Source organism: uncultured Jatrophihabitans sp., from assembly GCF_964246335.1.
GTDB lineage: Bacteria > Actinomycetota > Actinomycetes > Mycobacteriales > Jatrophihabitantaceae > Jatrophihabitans.
Genome location: NZ_CAXTQF010000030.1, coordinates 15,318 through 33,094 on the forward strand (window position 1 = coordinate 15,318; position 17,777 = coordinate 33,094).

16 protein-coding genes and 2 pseudogenes (1 of these 18 only partly in view) are annotated in these 17,777 nt (G+C 69.1%); 9 read left to right on the forward strand and 9 right to left on the reverse strand.

Going from position 1 to position 17,777, the window contains the following annotated elements:
* The first annotated feature begins 7 nt into the window (after positions 1-7).
* Entirely contained in the window at positions 8-880 is an 873-nt protein-coding gene (locus ACFFCN_RS10370; RefSeq protein ID WP_375491332.1) for an alpha/beta fold hydrolase, read from the forward strand.
* 204 nt (positions 881-1,084) lie between these two features.
* Here ACFFCN_RS10370 and ACFFCN_RS10375 read toward each other — a convergent pair whose 3' ends face one another.
* A complete protein-coding gene (locus ACFFCN_RS10375) occupies positions 1,085-1,927 on the reverse strand; it encodes a GNAT family N-acetyltransferase (protein WP_375491334.1) in 843 nt (280 codons plus the stop codon).
* A 74-nt stretch (positions 1,928-2,001) separates the two neighbouring features.
* Between ACFFCN_RS10375 and ACFFCN_RS10380 the strand changes: the two genes are divergently transcribed.
* Together ACFFCN_RS10380 and ACFFCN_RS10385 are read left to right on the forward strand one after the other, a co-directional pair.
* Complete coding sequence (locus tag ACFFCN_RS10380; protein ID WP_375491336.1) at positions 2,002-3,468, forward strand: sulfatase; 1,467 nt, start codon at positions 2,002-2,004, stop codon at positions 3,466-3,468.
* 300 nt (positions 3,469-3,768) lie between these two features.
* Positions 3,769-4,269 carry a GNAT family N-acetyltransferase gene (locus tag ACFFCN_RS10385; RefSeq protein ID WP_375491338.1) on the forward strand — a complete coding sequence of 167 codons (501 nt, stop codon included), beginning with the start codon at positions 3,769-3,771 and terminating at the stop codon, positions 4,267-4,269.
* Here the strand turns inward: ACFFCN_RS10385 and ACFFCN_RS10390 are convergent, their stop codons facing one another.
* The gene (locus tag ACFFCN_RS10390; protein WP_375491340.1) at positions 4,270-5,016 is read right to left on the reverse strand and encodes a VC0807 family protein; all 747 of its coding nucleotides are present in this window, start codon (positions 5,014-5,016) and stop codon (positions 4,270-4,272) included. It abuts the gene before it with no gap.
* A gap of 134 nt (positions 5,017-5,150) precedes the next feature.
* Complete coding sequence (locus ACFFCN_RS10395; protein WP_375491342.1) at positions 5,151-5,585, reverse strand: VOC family protein; 435 nt, start codon at positions 5,583-5,585, stop codon at positions 5,151-5,153.
* Positions 5,586-5,790: 205 nt separating this feature from the next.
* On the opposite strand from ACFFCN_RS10395, the pseudogene ACFFCN_RS10400 reads away from it, so the two are divergent.
* Both ACFFCN_RS10400 and ACFFCN_RS10405 read left to right on the forward strand, forming a co-directional pair.
* Positions 5,791-7,206: pseudogene (locus ACFFCN_RS10400) on the forward strand (alkaline phosphatase family protein); the annotation flags it as partial.
* A gap of 753 nt (positions 7,207-7,959) precedes the next feature.
* On the forward strand, positions 7,960-8,307 hold the full coding sequence (locus ACFFCN_RS10405; protein WP_375491374.1) for a YncE family protein: 348 nt from the start codon (positions 7,960-7,962) through the stop codon (positions 8,305-8,307).
* A gap of 18 nt (positions 8,308-8,325) precedes the next feature.
* Here the strand turns inward: ACFFCN_RS10405 and ACFFCN_RS10410 are convergent, their stop codons facing one another.
* Complete coding sequence (locus ACFFCN_RS10410; RefSeq protein WP_375491344.1) at positions 8,326-9,540, reverse strand: winged helix DNA-binding domain-containing protein; 1,215 nt, start codon at positions 9,538-9,540, stop codon at positions 8,326-8,328.
* A 50-nt stretch (positions 9,541-9,590) separates the two neighbouring features.
* On the opposite strand from ACFFCN_RS10410, the gene ACFFCN_RS10415 reads away from it, so the two are divergent.
* Both ACFFCN_RS10415 and ACFFCN_RS10420 read left to right on the forward strand, forming a co-directional pair.
* Positions 9,591-10,214 carry a TetR/AcrR family transcriptional regulator gene (locus tag ACFFCN_RS10415; RefSeq protein WP_375491345.1) on the forward strand — a complete coding sequence of 208 codons (624 nt, stop codon included), beginning with the start codon at positions 9,591-9,593 and terminating at the stop codon, positions 10,212-10,214.
* A 15-nt stretch (positions 10,215-10,229) separates the two neighbouring features.
* Positions 10,230-10,658 carry a VOC family protein gene (locus ACFFCN_RS10420; protein ID WP_375491347.1) on the forward strand — a complete coding sequence of 143 codons (429 nt, stop codon included), beginning with the start codon at positions 10,230-10,232 and terminating at the stop codon, positions 10,656-10,658.
* Between the two features lie 89 nt (positions 10,659-10,747).
* On the opposite strand, the gene ACFFCN_RS10425 is transcribed toward ACFFCN_RS10420, so the two are convergent.
* Entirely contained in the window at positions 10,748-11,455 is a 708-nt protein-coding gene (locus tag ACFFCN_RS10425; RefSeq protein ID WP_375491349.1) for a DUF427 domain-containing protein, read from the reverse strand.
* A gap of 12 nt (positions 11,456-11,467) precedes the next feature.
* Complete coding sequence (locus ACFFCN_RS10430) at positions 11,468-11,920, reverse strand: YdeI/OmpD-associated family protein (protein WP_375491351.1); 453 nt, start codon at positions 11,918-11,920, stop codon at positions 11,468-11,470.
* A 198-nt stretch (positions 11,921-12,118) separates the two neighbouring features.
* Here ACFFCN_RS10430 and ACFFCN_RS10435 point away from each other — a divergent pair, with 198 nt between their 5' ends.
* Positions 12,119-12,280, forward strand: a complete 162-nt coding sequence (locus ACFFCN_RS10435) for a YqaE/Pmp3 family membrane protein (RefSeq protein ID WP_375491353.1) — start codon at positions 12,119-12,121, stop codon at positions 12,278-12,280.
* A 222-nt stretch (positions 12,281-12,502) separates the two neighbouring features.
* Here ACFFCN_RS10435 and ACFFCN_RS10440 read toward each other — a convergent pair whose 3' ends face one another.
* Positions 12,503-13,576, reverse strand: coding sequence for an aldo/keto reductase (locus ACFFCN_RS10440; protein ID WP_375491355.1), 1,074 nt, complete (start codon positions 13,574-13,576; stop codon positions 12,503-12,505).
* A 276-nt stretch (positions 13,577-13,852) separates the two neighbouring features.
* Complete coding sequence (locus ACFFCN_RS10445; RefSeq protein ID WP_375491357.1) at positions 13,853-14,773, reverse strand: helix-turn-helix transcriptional regulator; 921 nt, start codon at positions 14,771-14,773, stop codon at positions 13,853-13,855.
* On the opposite strand from ACFFCN_RS10445, the gene ACFFCN_RS10450 reads away from it, so the two are divergent.
* Positions 14,718-16,310 (forward strand): MFS transporter, encoded by a 1,593-nt coding sequence (locus ACFFCN_RS10450; protein ID WP_375491359.1) that lies wholly within the window; start codon positions 14,718-14,720, stop codon positions 16,308-16,310. The two genes, ACFFCN_RS10445 and ACFFCN_RS10450, sit on opposite strands and share 56 nt — an antisense overlap.
* Positions 16,311-16,546: 236 nt before the next feature.
* Here ACFFCN_RS10450 and dnaB read toward each other — a convergent pair.
* Positions 16,547-17,777: pseudogene (gene dnaB / locus ACFFCN_RS10455) on the reverse strand (replicative DNA helicase) (it continues 110 nt past the right edge of the window).

Below are 17,777 nucleotides of genomic sequence, written 5' to 3' on the forward strand. Positions count from 1 at the left end.
GCCGACCGTGTTCGACGGGTTCGCGCTGCGCGAGATCGACGTGGCAGAGGACGTCCGGTTGCGTGTGCGTATCGGCGGCGCGGGCCCGCCGGTGGTGCTGTTGCACGGCCATCCCCGCACGCACACGACGTGGTACCGGGTGGCGCCGCTGCTGGTCGACGCGGGGCACACCGTCGTCTGCCCGGACCTGCGCGGCTACGGCAGGTCCACCGCCCCGCCGCCGCGGCCGGACCATTCGCAGGCGAGCAAGCGCGCGATGGCGGGCGACGTCGTCGCGTTGATGCGCGAACTCGGGCACGACTCGTTCTCTGTGGTGGGCCACGACCGCGGCAACTGCGTTGCGTACCGTGCCGCGCTCGACCACCCGGAGCAAGTGACCCGGCTCGCGCTGCTCGACTCGATCCCGATCGGTGAGCACCTCGCCCGGGCCGATGCCCGCTTCGCGCAGGCGTGGTGGCACTGGTTCTTCTTCGCCCAGCCCGACATCCCCGAGCGCGTCATCAACGCCGACCCGCTCGCCTGGTACCACGCCGGTGGCGAGCGGGAAGACGCGATGGGCGCGGAAAACTACGCCGACTTCCTCGACGCGATCCAAGACCCGCAGGTCGTCCGGGCGATGCTCGAGGACTACCGCGCCGGCCTCGGCGTCGACCGCGCCGCCGACGACGCCGACCGCGCGGCCGGTCGGACGATCGACTGCCCGACCCTCGTCGCGTGGTCGACGGAGGACGACATGGAGGAGCTGTACGGCGATGTGCTCGCGGTATGGCGGCCGTGGGCCACCGACCTGCGCGGCGGCGTCGTGCACAGCGGCCACCACATGGCAGAGGAAGCACCCGAGGAGCTCGCCGCGTTGCTGGCCGACCACCTGCGCGCCTGACGAGGAATCGCGTGCTGTTGCGGCACACCGCCGGCACCCCACACACACCCCCAACCACGGTCCTAGAGGTTTGCCCGCACGTCCGCGGGCAAACCTCAAGGTTCCTGGGTGGTGGCGTGCACTACAGGGACGTGGCCTAATCGCGGTGCGCGGTCGAGGCGCCCCCGAGCTCGGGTGCGCGGTCCGAGGCGCCGCGCCGGTGCGTCACAGGTCCTTGGTCATCTGCGTCGCTTCGACGCGGTAGCCGAGTGAGTCGTAGAGCCGGCGCGCGCGGTCGTTGAAGCCGAACACATTCAGCCCGATGGTGTGCGTTCCGCTGTCCCGCACGGCCTGTTCGGCCGCGAGCATCGCTGCCCGGCCCAGCCCGCGGCCCCGGTGTTCCTCGTCGAGGGTGATGTCGTAGACGAACGCGACACCGGGCCGACGCCGGTGCGGGCCGAGCCAGAGGATGCCGACGGGCGTCTCGTCCGCGTCGAGCACGCGGTACAGGTGCATGCCGGGCGTCTGCCGCCCGTCGGGCAGCAATTCGCGAAGTTGCTGCTCGGCGCGTACTGCCGCCGTCTGCGGCGACTCTGCGGTCGCGTCGACGATGTCCTGCGTGTAGTAGCCGATCGCCTCCGACTCCCACGCGTCGTACTCCGCGTCGGTCATCTCGCGAAGCCGCACGACGGGCGGGGCCGACTCATACAGCTGCACGATGCAGAACTCGTGCTCCTCGGGATCGGCCACCACGACGACCACGCCGGCGTCGTGATCGTGTCGCTCCCCGGTGGTCGCGCCGCCCAGCTCGCGGACTGTCGCGATGCCGGCGTCGATGTCGTCGACGCGCAGGTCCAGGTGGATACGGACCTTGCCCTGCTTCGGCTCGGCGACGGGCTGGAAATTCAACCGCGGCGCGCCGGATTGCGACGGCTCGATGCGCAGCCAGCCGGGCAGGTCCTCGTCCGGGACCGCGTCGGCGCCGAGCAGTCGCGCCCAGAACGCCGCCACCGTCGGCACGTCGATGCAGTCGATGGTGATGCCCCACAGGCGGGCGGCAATGGCCATGCAGCACGGTAGCTCGTACACAACGCTGACATCGTTCTGATCGGTCGTGCACAGGCGCCGTGCACCGTCGAGGCATGCAGCGATCTCGTCGAGCCCTGTCCGTCGGTTGCGTCCTGGGCGTCCTCACGCTTCTCGCCGCCACACTCGCGGCGTGCTCGTCGAGCCACGCGAACGCCGCGCAGGACACCAAGAAGCCGAACATCGTCTTCGTGTTGACCGACGACCTGGCGATGAACCTGATCAGCCACATGCCGCACGTGCAGGCGCTGCAGAAGTCCGGCATGACGATGGCGAACTACAACGTCGTCGACTCGCTGTGCTGCCCGTCCCGCTCGGCAATCTTCACCGGCGAGTACCCGCATGACGACGGCGTCTTCACCAACGGTGGCTCCGACGGCGGATACGCCGCGTACAACAAGAACGGCGACCCGCAGAAGGCGTTCGCGCTGTCGTTGCAGAAGCACGGCTACACCACCGGCTTCATGGGCAAGTACCTCAACGGCTACGACCCGACCGACAAGCAGCCGGCGGGGTGGAACGAGTGGGACGTCGCGGGCAATGGCTACCCGGAGTTCAACTACACGCTCAACGAGAACGGCAAGCAGTACAAGTTCGGGCACGACCCGAAGGACTACCTCGTCGACGTGATGTCGCACAAAGGCGGCGACTTCATCCACGACAACGCCTCCAAGGGCAAGCCGTTCATGCTCGAACTCGCGACGTTCGCACCGCACGCGCCGTACACGCCGGCGCCGCGGTTCGCGGGCAAGGCGAGCAACGTCCCGTACCCGAAGACCCCCGCGTACGACACGACGCCGACCAACCCGCCGAAGTGGCTGACCGGCCGAACTCCGCTGACGACGCAGCAGCAGGCGCAGCTCAAGGCGTCCTACGACAAGCGCATCGAGGCGGACATGGCCGTCGATCAAATGATCGGCCACCTCGAGGACGAGCTCAAGGCGTCCGGCGCGGCGAAGAACACCTACATCGTGTTCAGCTCGGACAACGGCTACCACATGGGCGAGTACAAGCTGCTCGCCGGCAAACAGACCGCGTTCGACACTGACATCCATGTGCCGATGATCGCCAGCGGCCCGGGCATCCCCGCGGGCCGGACGTCGACCCAGTTGGTCTCGAACATCGACGTCGCGCCGACCTTCGAGACGCTGACCGGTTCGGCGGTCGGCTCGACGGTCGATGGAGTGAGCATGGCGAACATCTGGCACGGTCAGCGTCCCGCGGACTGGCAGCAGGCCAACCTCATCGAGCACCACGGCCCGAACGATCAGCCGGGTGACCCGGACCGGCAGAACGCCCAACACGCCGATCCACCGACGTACGAGGCGGTACGCACCGCGGGCGCGTTGTACGTGAAGTACGCCGACGGCTCGCAGGAGTACTACGACACCACCAAGGACCCGTACGAGCTGCACAACATCGCGAGCGGTGGGGTGCCCCCCGCACTGCCGAAGGCGCTCGCCGCACTGCAGAGCTGTCACGGCGCTACCGCCTGCCAGGCAGCGGCCCAGCTCTCCGGGTAGCGGCCCAGCTCTGCGGGTAGCGGCCCAGCTCTGCGGGTAGCGGTGGGGAACCGTCATGCACCTGGCGAGGCGGGTCTCGCCAGGTGCATGACAGTCTCATCGTCATGACGGGTTCGGCACGGGCTGCGGTGCTCCAGGAGGTCGCCGATGGCGTCGCCGGCCGTGACCTTCTGCAGCCCGTGTTGCGCCGAACGAATTGGATAGACGGGGCCTGACATCGGTACTTGGTACCGCCCGCGCGCCGTCAGCGCGGTCGAATTACCGCGATCCGCCGGTACCAAACGGCCGGACAATTGCCCCATGCCCCGCCGGACCGTGCTCTCGACGGCCAGGCTGGTGCTCACCACCTGGCTGCCTGACGACATCGACGATCTGTTCCTGCTGCACTCCGATCCGCAGACGACGCGTTACGTACGCAACGGGCGTCCGGATACGCGGGCCGAGTCGATCGAGCTGCTCGGTCGGTACCTGGCCGAACAGGTCGATCCGGGACGCACGAAATGGCGGCTCGCGGACGAGCGCGGGTCGTTCGTCGGCCGGGCGGGTTTCGGCCGTAGCGGTTCGGGTTGGGAGCTGGGTTACACGCTGCGCCGCGACCGGTGGGGCGAGGGTCTGGCCACCGAGATCGCGTCGGCGCTCGTGACGTGGCATCGCGGTCAGCCGACAACTGCTCCGTTGACGGCGTTCGCGGCGGAGGAGAACGCCGCAAGTCTGCGGGTGCTCGCGAAGGCCGGCTTCACCCGGATCGGGCGCGCGGAGCACAGCGGCATGCGCTGTGTGACCTTCGAGTTACCCGGCTGATCAACCGGGCCCAGGCGCGTCGGCGCAGTCTGCGCCACTCTCGGCGATGACCATGCGAGCCAGCCGGTCACCGAACACGGCCCCCCAGCCGACGGCGCCGAGCACCAACGCACCTACGGTCGCCGCGGTGCCGATCCAGCCGAGCACGCCGAGCGGCGCGTAGGCCGCGCACAGCACCCGGACGACGCAGTCAGCCACGAACGCGCCGCCCAGAACCAGCGAGTGGCTGGCGACGAGCCGGCGAAAGCGCGGCGACGCCGTGGTCAGCCGGTCCCAGGCGTCGTCCAGCGGCGGCCGGCCGTGGGTAATGAACGGCCGCAACGCCTCGGCCAGCGCGGGCCGGCCGCGCCACACCGAGACGAGAATGCCGAAGCCCACCACGCTGCTGATCACCGCGTCCTTCGCCGCGACGAGCCGTACGTCGCCCCCGACGAAGGTCAGCGCGAGACCCGCGACGTTGACCGCGAGCACCAGCGCGGACAGCGCGCTGACCCGGCGCTCGCGGCGCAGCGAGACGAGCAGCGTGCCGAGCGACACCGCGCCACTCACCGCGAACGCGGTAATCATCGTGGTGCCGAGGACGTCGCGGCTGACGTAGTACGCACCGAACGGCAGGGCGAGGTCGACCGCCAGCGGCCGCAGCGTCGTGCGCCACCCGGCGGGTGGCCGTTGCGGCGCTTCGCCGAGGTACGGCGTCGCCGTGAGGGTCCGCGCAGGACGGACGTCGACATCCAACAGTTCGACCACGGCGCGACTCCTCGAGACGGTAGGTCATCCGGATGTCGCACAGCCTGTCAGCGGTCGCGGGGCACCGGAAGTGCGCGCGATCCCGATCGCGTCGTGCGTCGCGCATGCGTGCGCGATGACAAGTGTCAGGGCGTTCAGTCCAGGCAGAACTCGTTGCCCTCGGGGTCGCACATGACGATGCAGAGTTCGTCGATGCCGTCCGGCTCCAACCGCCACGCCTCGCGGGCGCCGAGCGCGGTCAACCGGACGCGTTCGGCCTCGAGCGCGGCCGCGCGTCCATCGGGCGGCGCGCCGGCTGCGGCACGCAGGTCGAGGTGCACGCGGTTCTTCACCGCCTTGGACTCCGGCACCTTCTGGAAGAACACGCGGGGGCCGACGCCGTCGGGGTCGACGATCGCCGCCCGGTCGTTGCGGTGCTCGGCCGGGACACCCCACGCGTCCAACGCCGCGTCCCACGAGTCGAAACCTCTCGGCGGCGGCGCCGCGACGTAGTGCAGCGCTTGCGCCCAGAAGACCGCCTGCGCACCGGGATCGGCACTGTCGAACGTCACCTGGAACTCGGTCGCCATCAGCTGATCCTCGCGCATGCGGCCAACGACTATTCCGAACCCCCGCGCACACCGGCTGCCAGATCGTTCATTGCCGATTACGAGTTGTTCACGCCCTGGCCCACGTCCACTTTTACCGTTTTGCCCGACCCGGGATACCGCTGCGAAGCCCGTGAGCGCCGACCGAACGCCAAGAGCGTCGCCCCGAATGCGAAGGAGCACCCGCATGCCAGAGATTTCCCGCCGGCACCTATTGGCCACCGGCGCGGCTGCCGTCGGCGGCGCCGTCATGGGGTCGATGTTGCCGCCGAATCTGCGCAGCGCGGTAGCCGCCGAACCGCGCCGCGGCTCGATCCGCGACATCAAGCACGTCGTCGTGCTGATGCAGGAGAACCGCTCGTTCGACCACTACTTCGGCACCCTGGCGGGCGTCCGCGGTTTCTCCGATCCGGACGCGATCACGCTGTCGACCGGCAAGTCGGTGTTCTACCAGCCGACGACGAGCAACCCCGACGGCTACCAGCTGCCCTGGCACCTGGACACGAAGACCACGAGCTCGCAGGCGATCCCGTCGACCAGCCACGCCTGGTCGGTGCAGCACCAGGCGCTGAACAACGGCGCGAACGACAGCTGGATGCCCGCACACCTCGCGGCCGACGGCGCCGCGCACGGGCCGTACACGATGAGCTACTACGAGCGCGACGACATCCCGTTCCACTTCGCGCTGGCCGAGAACTTCACGCTGTGCGACGGCTACCACAGCTCGCTGCTCGGCCCTACGTGGCCGAACCGGATGTATCTGATGTCCGGCACCATCGATCCCGAGGGCCGCAACGGCGGCCCGATCATCTCCAACATCGTGCCGACGCCGCCGTACTCGTGGACGACCTACCCCGAGCGCCTCGAACGCGCAGGCGTCAGCTGGCAGGTCTACCAGGAGGAGGACGACTACGGCACGAACGTCCTCGAGTTCTTCCAGAACTACCAGAACGCGAAGCCGGGTTCGGGTCTGTACGAGCGCGGGCTGACGATCTCGCAGCCGGGCCAGTTCGAGTGGGATTGCGCGCACGGCACGTTGCCGACCGTGTCGTGGATCGTGCCGACCTCCGGCAAGTCCGAGCACCCGGCCTACCTGCCGGCGTCCGGTGCGAACTTCATTGCGTCCAAGCTCGAGGCGGTCGCTGCGAACCGCGAACTGTGGAACTCGACGTTGTTCGTGCTCAACTACGACGAGAACGACGGTCTGTTCGACCACGTCGTCCCGCCGCTGCCGCCGGCCGGCACACCCGACGAGTTCGTCGGCGGGCTGCCGATCGGTGGCGGCATCCGCGTCCCCTGCATCCTCATCTCGCCGTGGACGGTCGGCGGCTGGGTCGCCACCGAGAAGTTCGACCACACGTCGGTGTTGCAACTGCTCGAACGGGTCACCGGCGTGCGCGAGTCGAACATCTCGCAGTGGCGCCGGCAGACCTTCGGCGACCTGACCTCCGCGTTGGGCATGGGCGGCGACCGGCGGCACGCGGCACCGCGGCTGCCGGGCACGATCCACCAGTTCTGGGAGGCCGAGTACGAGGTCGAGACGCTGCCGCCCGCGACCGTGCCCGGCGCGGACCAGACGCCACCCAAGCAGGACACCCGCCGGCACCGCAGCGCGCCCGCGAGTTCACCGGCGACCGCGGCACATCAGGGCAGGCACGCGTTGCCGGCCTCGGTCAGCCGGCTCACCGAGAACCGCACCAACCACAGCGCCGATTTCCCGAACGGCACCCGCGGGACGGCGTTCCCGGGCCTGCTCGAGCAGCGTGTCGACAAGCCGCTCACGTCGAACGCGAAGTACGCGTGGGTCACCATGGTCTGCGCGGGCGGGGTCGCGATCGTCGACACCGCTACGTACCAGTGGTCGTCGGCGAAGATCTCGGAGACCAACCCGTACGGCATCGCCGCCACGCCGGACGGCTCGAAGATCTACGTCACCGAGTCGGGCACCAACCTGGTCTCCGCGTTCGACGTCGCGGCGCTGCGCTCGGCGACCTCCAAGGTTGCCGGCACCACCATTGTGGTCGGCGTCTATCCGCACGGCATCGTCGTTGCACCGGACGGCGCCCGTGCCTACGTCGCCAACACCGGCCCGGACAACGGTGGCGCCGCGGCCGCCGACACGATTTCGGTGATCCACGTGGCCAGTGACGCGGTGCTCGGCGCGATCACGGTCGGCTCCGCACCGCAGATCGTCGCGATCAGCCCGGACTCCCGTCGGCTGTTCGCCACCTGCGCCGAGGGCCTGTACATGGCGCACACGGCCGACCAGCGCGGCCGACTGGTCACCGACCAGTGCCCGCAGGCGCACGGGGTCGCGGTCTCGCCCGACGGCCGCTGCGCCTACGTTGCCGACACGATGAAGAACCGGGTGCTGGTGGTCGACGGGCTCGACGGCTCGGTACTCGACCGGATTCCGGTCGGTGCACGACCGTGGAGCGTCGCGTTCACCCAGGACGGCTCCGCGGCCTACGTGACGAACGCGAACGACGACACCGTGTCCGTGATCGACACGCGGTCGCGGCGCGTACTCAAGACGATCTCGGTAGCCGGCATCCCGACCGGCATCAGCCGCCTGGGCAGTGAGATGTGGGTGACCAGCAATGTGTCGAGCACCGTCTCGGTGATCGACACGGCGCAGCGCGACGTCATCAAGACGATCCCGCTCGGAATCAGCTCGGAGCCGGTGACGGCCGCGTTCGCCTGACCGTCGCAGGGCCGGCCGTCAGTGCGACGGCCGGGCGAGCTCCTGCTCGAGTGGGGTGCGCGCGGCCGGGGTGACGACGGCGCCGCCCAGGCGGCCGGGCAGTCGCTGCGCCATGTGCTCGACGGCGGCGTTCGCGTCGCGACCACGGTCGACCAGGATCGCAGTGCATACTTCGCCGGTCGCGGTGACGGCCCAGGAGCCGATGATCTCGCCGTCCCACCACAGGGTGGGGCCGATGTTGCCGGCGCGGTCGAACACGGCCGCGGGGTCGATGCTCAAGTACCAGTCCCGATGTTTCCAGCCCATCGGCGTGGGATCGAGCGCGGGCAGCAACGCCGCGGCCGGCGCCACCTCGTCGCTCTCGTCAGGCGCGCGGTCCGGTTCGGCCAGCGCGATGCCGGGTCGGCCGTGCAGGTCGACGTCCTCGACGGTCAGCCCGGCGAGTGCCCTGGCCCTCGCGGTCTTCGTCCAGCCCGTCCACCACTGCAGGTCCTCGACGGTGGCCGGCCCGAACCGGGACAGCCAGCGACGGGCCAGTTCGCGTTGCGCTTCGTTCTCGTCGAGTGCCGGCAACCCCGCCGGCCACCAGGTCGTGCTCGGCTCCCAACGATGTTGACGATTCGTCCAGGCGCCGGTCGGGGTGCCGCGCACGAGCCGGCCCTCGGCGCTCATCAGCGTCAGCAGAGGGGTGGTGAGCCGATGCGGACGCTCGGACGCGGTCCGCGCGGGGATCATGGTCGCGAGGTCCGGCACGTCCGTGGCCAGTTGCGTACCGGTCGCCGATCCGCGCTCGAGCACGGCGCGCTCCACGCGTTTCTCGACCCCGGCGAGCCATGCGCCGAGGTCGGCGTTGCGCACCGGCGGGTCGGTGCCGTTGCGGTTGAGCAGGCTGATGAGCCGGCGCCGCAGCGCGGCGGACAGAGACGCGCTGACTGCGGCCTGCACCGTCGGGATGTCCTCACGGGGGAACACGAACAGGGTGCGGCGCATCGCCATCCATCGCACCAGCGTGCGGCGGTCGTACATCGCCGCGGACACGTCGGCCAGCGTGGAAGTGGCACTGCGGGCGAGCACCGAGAGGTACACCGAGGCCGGATCAGTCGCGTGCAGAGCCACCATCGCCCGGGCCACCGCTTCGGGGTCGGCTGCGCCACCGGCGAGCTGATGGCGCTGCACCAGGGCACGCCGTCGGTCCCGTACCGAGATCGTGTGCACGCTGCCTCCGTCCGTCATTACCGCTTACGATACTTGCTTGTATCGAGATTTGTGAGTATCGTTTACGTATGGCAACGGAAGCGGGCGCAGCCACTCGGCGCCGGGCCGGTCGGCAGCGTGATCATTCGCGCGACGCGGTGATCCTGGAGGCGACGCTGGCGGTGCTGGCCGAGCACGGCTACGACCGGATGACCATCGACCTCGTCGCCGCCCGGGCCGGGATGGCCCGCGCCACGGTGTACCGGCGCTGGCCGACCAAGGCGGAGCTGGTGCTCGACGCGGTGGGTCGGCTGAGCAGCACCGACGTGGGAGAGATCGACGCCGCGCAGCTGCCCGACACCGGCACGCTGCGCGAGGACATGATCGCGATGATCCGGCCCTTCGACGACGAGCAACAGCAGATCCGCATCCAAGCCGTCATCGGCCTGCTGGTGCTCGCGCGCACCGACGACCGACTGGCGCAGGCGGCGCTCGGTGCCGGCATCGGGCCCTGGATCGACATCAACCGGGCACTGATGCAGCGCGCCGTCGACCGCGGCGAGTTCGCGCCGCCGGCCGATCTCGAGACGCTGGCCGAGCTCATCCCGATGATGTGCGTTTCCCGCGCCGTCCAACAACTGCCCATCACCTACGAATTCAGCGTCGCCCTCATCGACGGCGTGATCATCCCTGCCCTGCGCGGCACCACCTGAAGAGGAGTCGAACCGATGAGCGTCACGACCACTGCCCACATCAATTTCCGCGGCCAGGCCCGGGAGGCCCTCGAGTTCTACCGGTCCGTGTTCGGTGGCGAGGCCTCGATCGCCACCTACACCGACATCCACTCCGTCGAGTCTCCCGAGCAGGCCGAGCACGTCGCGTTCGGCCGGCTCGACGCCCCCAGCGGCTTGCGCCTCATGGCCTACGACGTGCAACCGTCGAAGGACTACGACCCGGGTACGAACGCCTTCTACATCACGCTGCACGGCACCGACGGCGACGAGATCCAGGGACTCTGGGACGGCCTCGCCGAGAGCGCGAAGACCGTCCTGACACCGCTCGCGCCGGCGCCGTTCTCGCCGCTGTACGGCATGCTCACCGACCGCTACGACGTCACCTGGATCGTCGGCGCCGACACCGCCACCACCGCGGCCTAGGACGACAGCCGGCGGGCGACCTTCACCAGGCGGCGGGGCCTGACCACAAGACGCGGAGGTCAACGCCGCGACGTCGGACGACGCGTGGGTCAGCTGAAGTGGGTCGCCGGGCGCTCGAGCTGCACCCCGTCGACGGTGATGTCGACCTTCTCGTTGTAGAAGGCGACCATGCCCTGGATCGCGGTGGCCTCGCGCGTCGGATGGTCGTAGGTCCACGCGAGGTCGGGGTGCACACCGGTGCCGGTACGGATCGACCAGTAACCGCTCGTCGTCCCCTTGTAGGGACACTGGGTCTGCGTCTCTGAAGCCATCAGATGTTCGAACGCGATGTCGGTCCGGTCGAGGTAGTACCGGGTCGGCAGGCCGGTCTCGAACAGCAGCACCGGCGAGCCCGTCTCCGCGAGCAGCACGCCGTCCAGCTCGACGCGTACCTGCCGATGCGAGCGCAGTGCGTCGATGCGCGTGTACGGGTTGCGCGGATGCACGACGATCTGCTCGTCCTCCTCGAACCAGGCGTCGAGCGCGTCCCAGCGGAAGCGCACCAGTCCGCGCAGCTGCTCGTCGGCCGGATCGTCGAAGACGCGGACGGCTTCCGGACCGAGCCCGTGATCTGCCACCACGTCCTGGCTCGGGATGTAGTACTGCGGGTAGAAGGGCCACTCCCAGACGTACCGTGCGCGCACGGTGTCGAACACGACGCGGCCCGCGCGGTAGCCGCGCACCCGACGCGGCGCGGGCTCGACATGGCCCTTGGCAACGGCGGCCGCGGGGAACCCGGACGACGGATGCTCACTCACGGGGACCGCTGGTCATCGGGAACGCTGTCCGGCGTGCAGCAGCGTGACGGTCTTCTGCAGGCGGGTCGCTCGTGTCTCCGGTCGCTTGGCGTCCTCGATCCAGCGCACCCACTCCTTGCGGTAGGTGTAGGACAGAGCGTCGAAGAAGCTCGCGGCGGTGGTGTCGCCGGCCAGCGCCGCGGCCAGGTCCGCCGGCACGTCGACCTCGCGTTTGCCGGTGTCGACGGCGATGTCGACCTCGACCGCGTCTCCGGCAGCCACGCCCGCTGCCGCGCGGTTCTGCGCGCTGAGCGGCACGAGGAAGCGACCGTTCATCGCGGCGACCGTCGTGCGGTAGGTGTGTCCGCCGATGGTCACCGCGACGGCCGGCCGTTTGCCCGCGTCGAGTGCGGCGACGACCTCGTCGGGCACGGCGATGCCGGTCGCGGTCTTGCCGCCGAGCTCGACCACGGACTGAAAGCGCACGACGACACGGTAGCGCTGCGCGAGGCCAGATCGACTGCGATGTCGACGAAGAAGCTCCGGCGGCCCGCGAAGCGAGCGACAACGACTTGTACCCACCGGCCTGTCCGGCCGGAGCGTGTGGACATCGCGAGTGATCGGTCGGAGACTTACCTGGCGACGATGCCTTCTCGTCGACGCTTTTCGACGCGAGGAGTCCGTGTGGGCAAAGTTCTGCTGATCATCCTGTGCCTGTTCTTCCCGTTCCTGGCCGTACTGATCCATGACGGACTCAGCCGGAAGGTGCTGTGGGCGTTCTTGCTGCAACTGCTCGGGCACGTGCCCGGAGTCATTTACGGCATCTACCAGATAGTGCGGGACTGAACCGCAGCTCAACGTGGATGCGGGCGTGCGGCACCATCGTCATGCCGTGCGTTCCCAAACTTGTGAACCGCGTGCCCGGGGTTGTTGAGATCGCTCGCGCGGGGCTACCTCGGATTGATTACTCAGTGGCTGTGCGCAGGGGCATGCCGGCGCTCAACGTGCTGCTGGTAGATGACGACGTCGTCAGAGGTAGAACGCCCGGTCCGCGATCACGACGCCCCACTAGCCGCGGGCGTAGGCCTTGATCAGTTGGCTGAGCGCCTCCGGTCCGTTCGCGGTGCGGCTGCGTTGTGCGGTGCCGAACGGTCCGTAGGGGTACGCAGCGGCGGCCGGCATGGTTGCTTGCGTCAAGGTGTCCATCGCGTCCTGGCCGAGGGTGAGGTCCGCCGCGGCGAGACTGCTCCTCAGCTGGTCGCTGGTACGGGCACCGACAATGGCGGTGGTGACCCCGGGCTGACTAAGCACCCATGCCAGCGCGACCTGCGCCGGTGTGGCGTCGGCCTTGGCCGCGACGTCACGGACCGCGTCGACCGCGGCCCAGGTGTGCTCGTCGACTTCGTAGTTGTGCGAGGTGAAGTTGTACAGCGGATCGCCCTGGCCGGCGCGGGTGTCTGATGAGGGCGGCTGGTCGCGGTCGTACTTGCCGGTCAAGAACCCGCTGGCCAATGGCGACCAGGCCAAGATGCCCAGTCCGTTGTGGCGCGCTGCGGGGATCATCTCCAGTTCGGTCTGGCGGATGGCGAGGTTGTATTGGGCCTGCAGCGTCACGGGGGTCTCCCAGCCGCGGGCGCGGGCGGTGGACACGGCCAGCTGCAGCTGCCAGCCGGTGAAGTTCGACAGCCCGACATAGCGGATCTTGCCGGCGCTGACGGCGTCGTCCAGGAAACGCAGGGTCTCCTCGATCGGGGTGAGCGGGTCCCAAGAGTGCATCTGGTACAGGTCGATGGCCTCGACGTGCAGGTCGCGCAGCGACGTGGTCAGCGCACGGTCGAGGTGCCGGCGGGAGATGCCCTCGTCGTTGGGCGCGTCGCCGGTGCGGGTGCGTGCCTTGGTGGCGATGACGGCGCGGTCGGTGACTTCGTGCGGTCGCGAGGCAAACCACTTGCCAACGGTCTGCTGCGCGACGCCGCCGTTGTAGACGTCGGCGGTGTCGATGAGGTTGCCGCCTGCATCGAGGAACGCGTCGAGCTGGGCGAATGCCTCGTCCTCGCCGGTGGCGTCGGTGCCGAAGTTCATGGTGCCCAGCGCGAGGCTGGACACCAGGGCGCCGCTGCGGCCGAGCTGTCGGTACTCCATGGGTGCTTCCTTCTCTCCTTCGATGCGGGTCGCATCAACGGTTTCGTGGGTTGTTGATTCGGTTGGTCGCGCCTTTGGCGTGGGAGTGCCAGTGGGTGCGTGCCCCGGGGGTGAACCGGACGGTGCTCGAGGTCAGCTGCGACGGCTCGTCCTTGCCGTGCAGCAGGTTGATGTACACCGTGCCGGTGAAGCTGGCTTCGGGTCCGATGATGGTGTCGGTGCGGATTTCGAGCTGTAGTGGTCACTCCTTCGGGCCGCGCCGGCGCGCGCGGGGGATTACTGGCCGGGTTGTTCTGCGGGATGCTCGACCGTCATGTCCGACGGCGCAGCGGTGGCGGACGACGACACTGCGTCGGTGGCGTTCCAGCTGGCCAGCAACGCCAGCGCGTCCGCGGACGGCGACCCGGGTTCGGTGCTGTAGGCGGTGAGGGTCAGGCCGGGGTCGGCGGGCAGGTCCAGCGAGTCGAAGGTGACGTCGATGCGGCCGACGACGGGGTGCTGGAAGTGCTTGGCGCCGTGTTGGTGCAAGGTGACGTTCTGGGCGGCCCAATCGGTGCGGAAGAAGTCGCTGCGGGTGGCAAGCTCGCCGACGAGGTCGGTGAGCTCACGGCTGAACGGGTCTCGTCCGGCTTCGGCGCGCAGCACGGCCACCGTGGAATGCGCGACGTCGTCCCAGTCCGGATACAGGTCGCGGGCGGCCGGGTCGAGGAAGCAGAACCGCGCCAGGTTCACCGGGCCGTTGGCGTGGTCGTAGGCGGGGGAGTACAGCGCCTCGGCCAGCGGATTGATGGCCAATACGTCCAGACGCCCGTTGCGGACGAACGCCGGAGCCGAGGACATGGAATCCAAAATCCGCTGCACACTGTCCCGCACCACCGGGCGTGGGGTTCGGCGGGGGCGTGACGCACGCCGCGGCCTGGCCGCGCGGGCCAGGTTGAACAGATGGGTGCGTTCGGCGTCGTCGAGCTGCAGGGCGCGGGCGACCGCGTCCAGGACATCGTCGGACACACCGTCGATGTGGCCCTTCTCCAGCCGCACGTACCAGTCCGTCGAGACCCCGGCGAGCACGGCAACTTCCTCACGGCGCAACCCCGGCACCCGGCGCTGGCTGCCGCCCGCCGGCAGTCCGGCCTGTTCGGGAGTGATCTTCGCGCGCCTGGTGGTCAGGAACTCGCGGATCTCGGCTCTGGTGTCCACGAGACAGACGCTACGACGCCGACGACGGGGGTGGGGGGCTGAGCTTCTACCCCCGATGAGCTCGCCCTCCCGCATGTGCGCGAACCGCGGTTGCATCAGTAAGCGACGCCAACACATCTCACGAACGAGGCAGCCAGTGCCCACCACGGCATCCACCGCATCGTCGGCAACGCCGACCGCGGTAATCGACACGCAGCGATCACATCGCCCGCGGATCGTGCTGGCCATCGCATCCATGGGCTTCTTTCTCATCACCTTGGACATCTCGATCGTCAACGTCGCGCTGGCCGACATCGACCATGACCTGGGCGGCGGCACCACCTTGCAGCAGTGGGTCATCGACGGGTACACCCTGCTGTTCGCCGTACTGCTGCTGTTCGCCGGCACCCTGTCCGACCGCATCGGCGCCAAGAAGGCAGTGGCCATCGGCATCGGCGCCTTCGCGCTGGCCTCCGCCGGCTGCAGCGCCGCCCCCGACGCCGCGGCGCTCATCGCCGCCCGCTGCCTGCAGGGCGCCGCGGCGGCGGTGATGCTGCCCGCCTCGATGGCCCTGATCCGCGAGACCTACCCCGACACCCGCAAACGCGCCAGCGCGTTGGGCATCTGGGCTGTCGGCGGCGCCGTGGCCGGTCTCATCGGCCAACCCCTCGGCGGCCTGCTGACCACCCTGGATTGGCGGTGGGTGTTCGGCATCAACCTGCCGGTCTGCATCGCGATGCTCGTCTTGCTGACTCTGGTCGCAGCCTCGCCGCGCCGGCCGGCCAGCTTCGACTGGACCGGACAGGTTCTGTCGCTCATCGGGGTCACCGCGCTGGTCTACGGGCTTATTGACGGCGGCCACACCACCTTCACGTCCGCAAAGGTTCTGGGTGCTCTCATCGTCGCCGCGTGCGCCGTCGCCGGGTTCGTCTACTCACAGACCCGGGTCGCGCACCCAATGATGCCGCTGACCCTGTTCCGAGCTCGAGGAGTGCGCCTCGCCCTGCCCGTCGGGTTCGCGTTCATGGTCGGCAACTACGGCAACGTCTTCGTCGTCAGCCTCTACCTCCAACAGCACCTAGGACTGACCCCCCTGCACGCCGGCGTGATGTTCCTGCCCTCCGCCGTCTTCGCCATCGCCGCCAACCTCACCAGCGGGCCCGTCACCAACCGCTTAGGACCCTGCCTCCCCATCGTCGCCGGGCAACTGGCCATGGTCGCCGGCCTCATCGCAGCATTGCTCACTGCCCAGATCGGCTCACCCCTGCTCACCGCGGCCTGCCTCATTCCCATCGGCGCCGGCGGAGCCATGGCCATGCCCGCCGTCACCGGCATCGTCCTCGACGGCGTCGACCAAGATCTCGCCGGCACCGCCAGCGCAGTCTTCAACACCTTCCGCCAAGTCGGTGGAGCCGTCGCCATCGCTGTCTTCGGCGCCCTCATCGCCAACCCCGGCAACTTCCTCACCGGCATGCGCATTAGCCTCGGAACCGCGGCGCTGCTGCTCCTGATCACCGCAGCCAACAGCACCCGGGTCTCCGGACGGGCGTCTCGCTAGTCTGTCCGTCTACATCTCCGACGAATCCAGCCTTGGCGCCGACCTGCAAGGCCGTCAATGCCGCCGGCAGAAGATCCACATATGGCACGCTTCACCTCACGGCCCGCGCGACGCAGCCCCTGTCCGGTCACCGTCGCATTGCCGCCGAGCCCAGCTGTTAGTTCCAGCGGGGCTGGGACTGCTCGCCACCGCTCGACTTGCGCGCGAATTACTCGAGATGGCTGCCGCACAGCACGTCAGCTGGGCATGTCGGCGAAGCGGCTGTACCGGCCCTGGAAGGCGACCGCGACGGTGGCGGTCGGGCCGTTGCGGTGCTTGGCGATGATCAGGTCCGCCTCGCCGGCGCGCTCGGTTTCCGGTTCGTAGAGGTCGGGCCGGTGCACCAGCAGCACGAGGTCGGAGTCCTGCTCGATGCTGCCGGACTCGCGCAGGTCCGAAAGCATCGGCTTCTTGTCGGTGCGTTGCTCGGGTCCGCGGTTCAGCTGCGACAACGCGACGACCGGAACGTTGAGCTCCTTGGCCAGCAGCTTCATCGCGCGGCTGAACTCGGAGACCTCCTGCTGGCGTGATTCGACGCGCTTGCCGCTCGTCATCAGCTGCAGGTAGTCGATGACGATCAGCTGCAGGTCGTGGCGCTGCGCGAGCCGCCGGGCCTTCGCGCGGATCTCCATCATCGTCAGGTTCGGCGAGTCGTCGATGAACAGCGGCGCCTCGGCGAGCTCGGACGAGCGCAAAGCGAGCCGCCGCCAGTCCTGGTCGTTCATGTGCCCGGACCGCATGTTCTGCAGCGCCACGCCCGCCTCGGCGGAGAACAGCCGCATCATGATCTCCAGCTGGCCCATCTCTAGCGAGAAAATCGCGGTGGGCTTCTGATGCTTCACCGCGGCCGCCCGCGCGAAGTCCAGCGCGAGTGTCGACTTACCCGAGCCGGGGCGGCCGGCGACCGTGATCATCTGCCCCGGGTGCAGGCCGTTGGTGATCTCGTCCAGCTGCGCGAAGCCGGTGGGGATGCCGGTGCCGACACCGCCGGTGGACGAGATCTTCTCGATCTCGTCGAGCGTCGGCTGCAGCAACGTCTCGATGTGCACGTAGTCCTCGGACGTGCGCCGCTCGGTGACGTCGTAGATCTCCACCTGCGCACGGTCGACGACGTCGTCGATGGTGCCGACGAGATCACTCGCGCCGGACGCCGCGTCGTAACCCATCTGCACGATGCGGGTGCCCGCCGTGACGAGCCGGCGCAGCGTCGCGCGGTCGGCGACGATCGCCGCGTAGTACCCGGCGTTCGCGGCCGTCGGCACCATCTGGATCAGCGTGTGCAGATAGGTGGCGCCGCCGATCCGGTTGAGCTGCCCCCCGCGGGTCAGCTCAGCCGAAACGGTGACCGCGTCGGCCGGTTCGCCGCGCGCATAGAGGTTCAGGATGGAGTCGTAGATCAATTCGTGCGCCGGCCGGTAGAAGTCACCC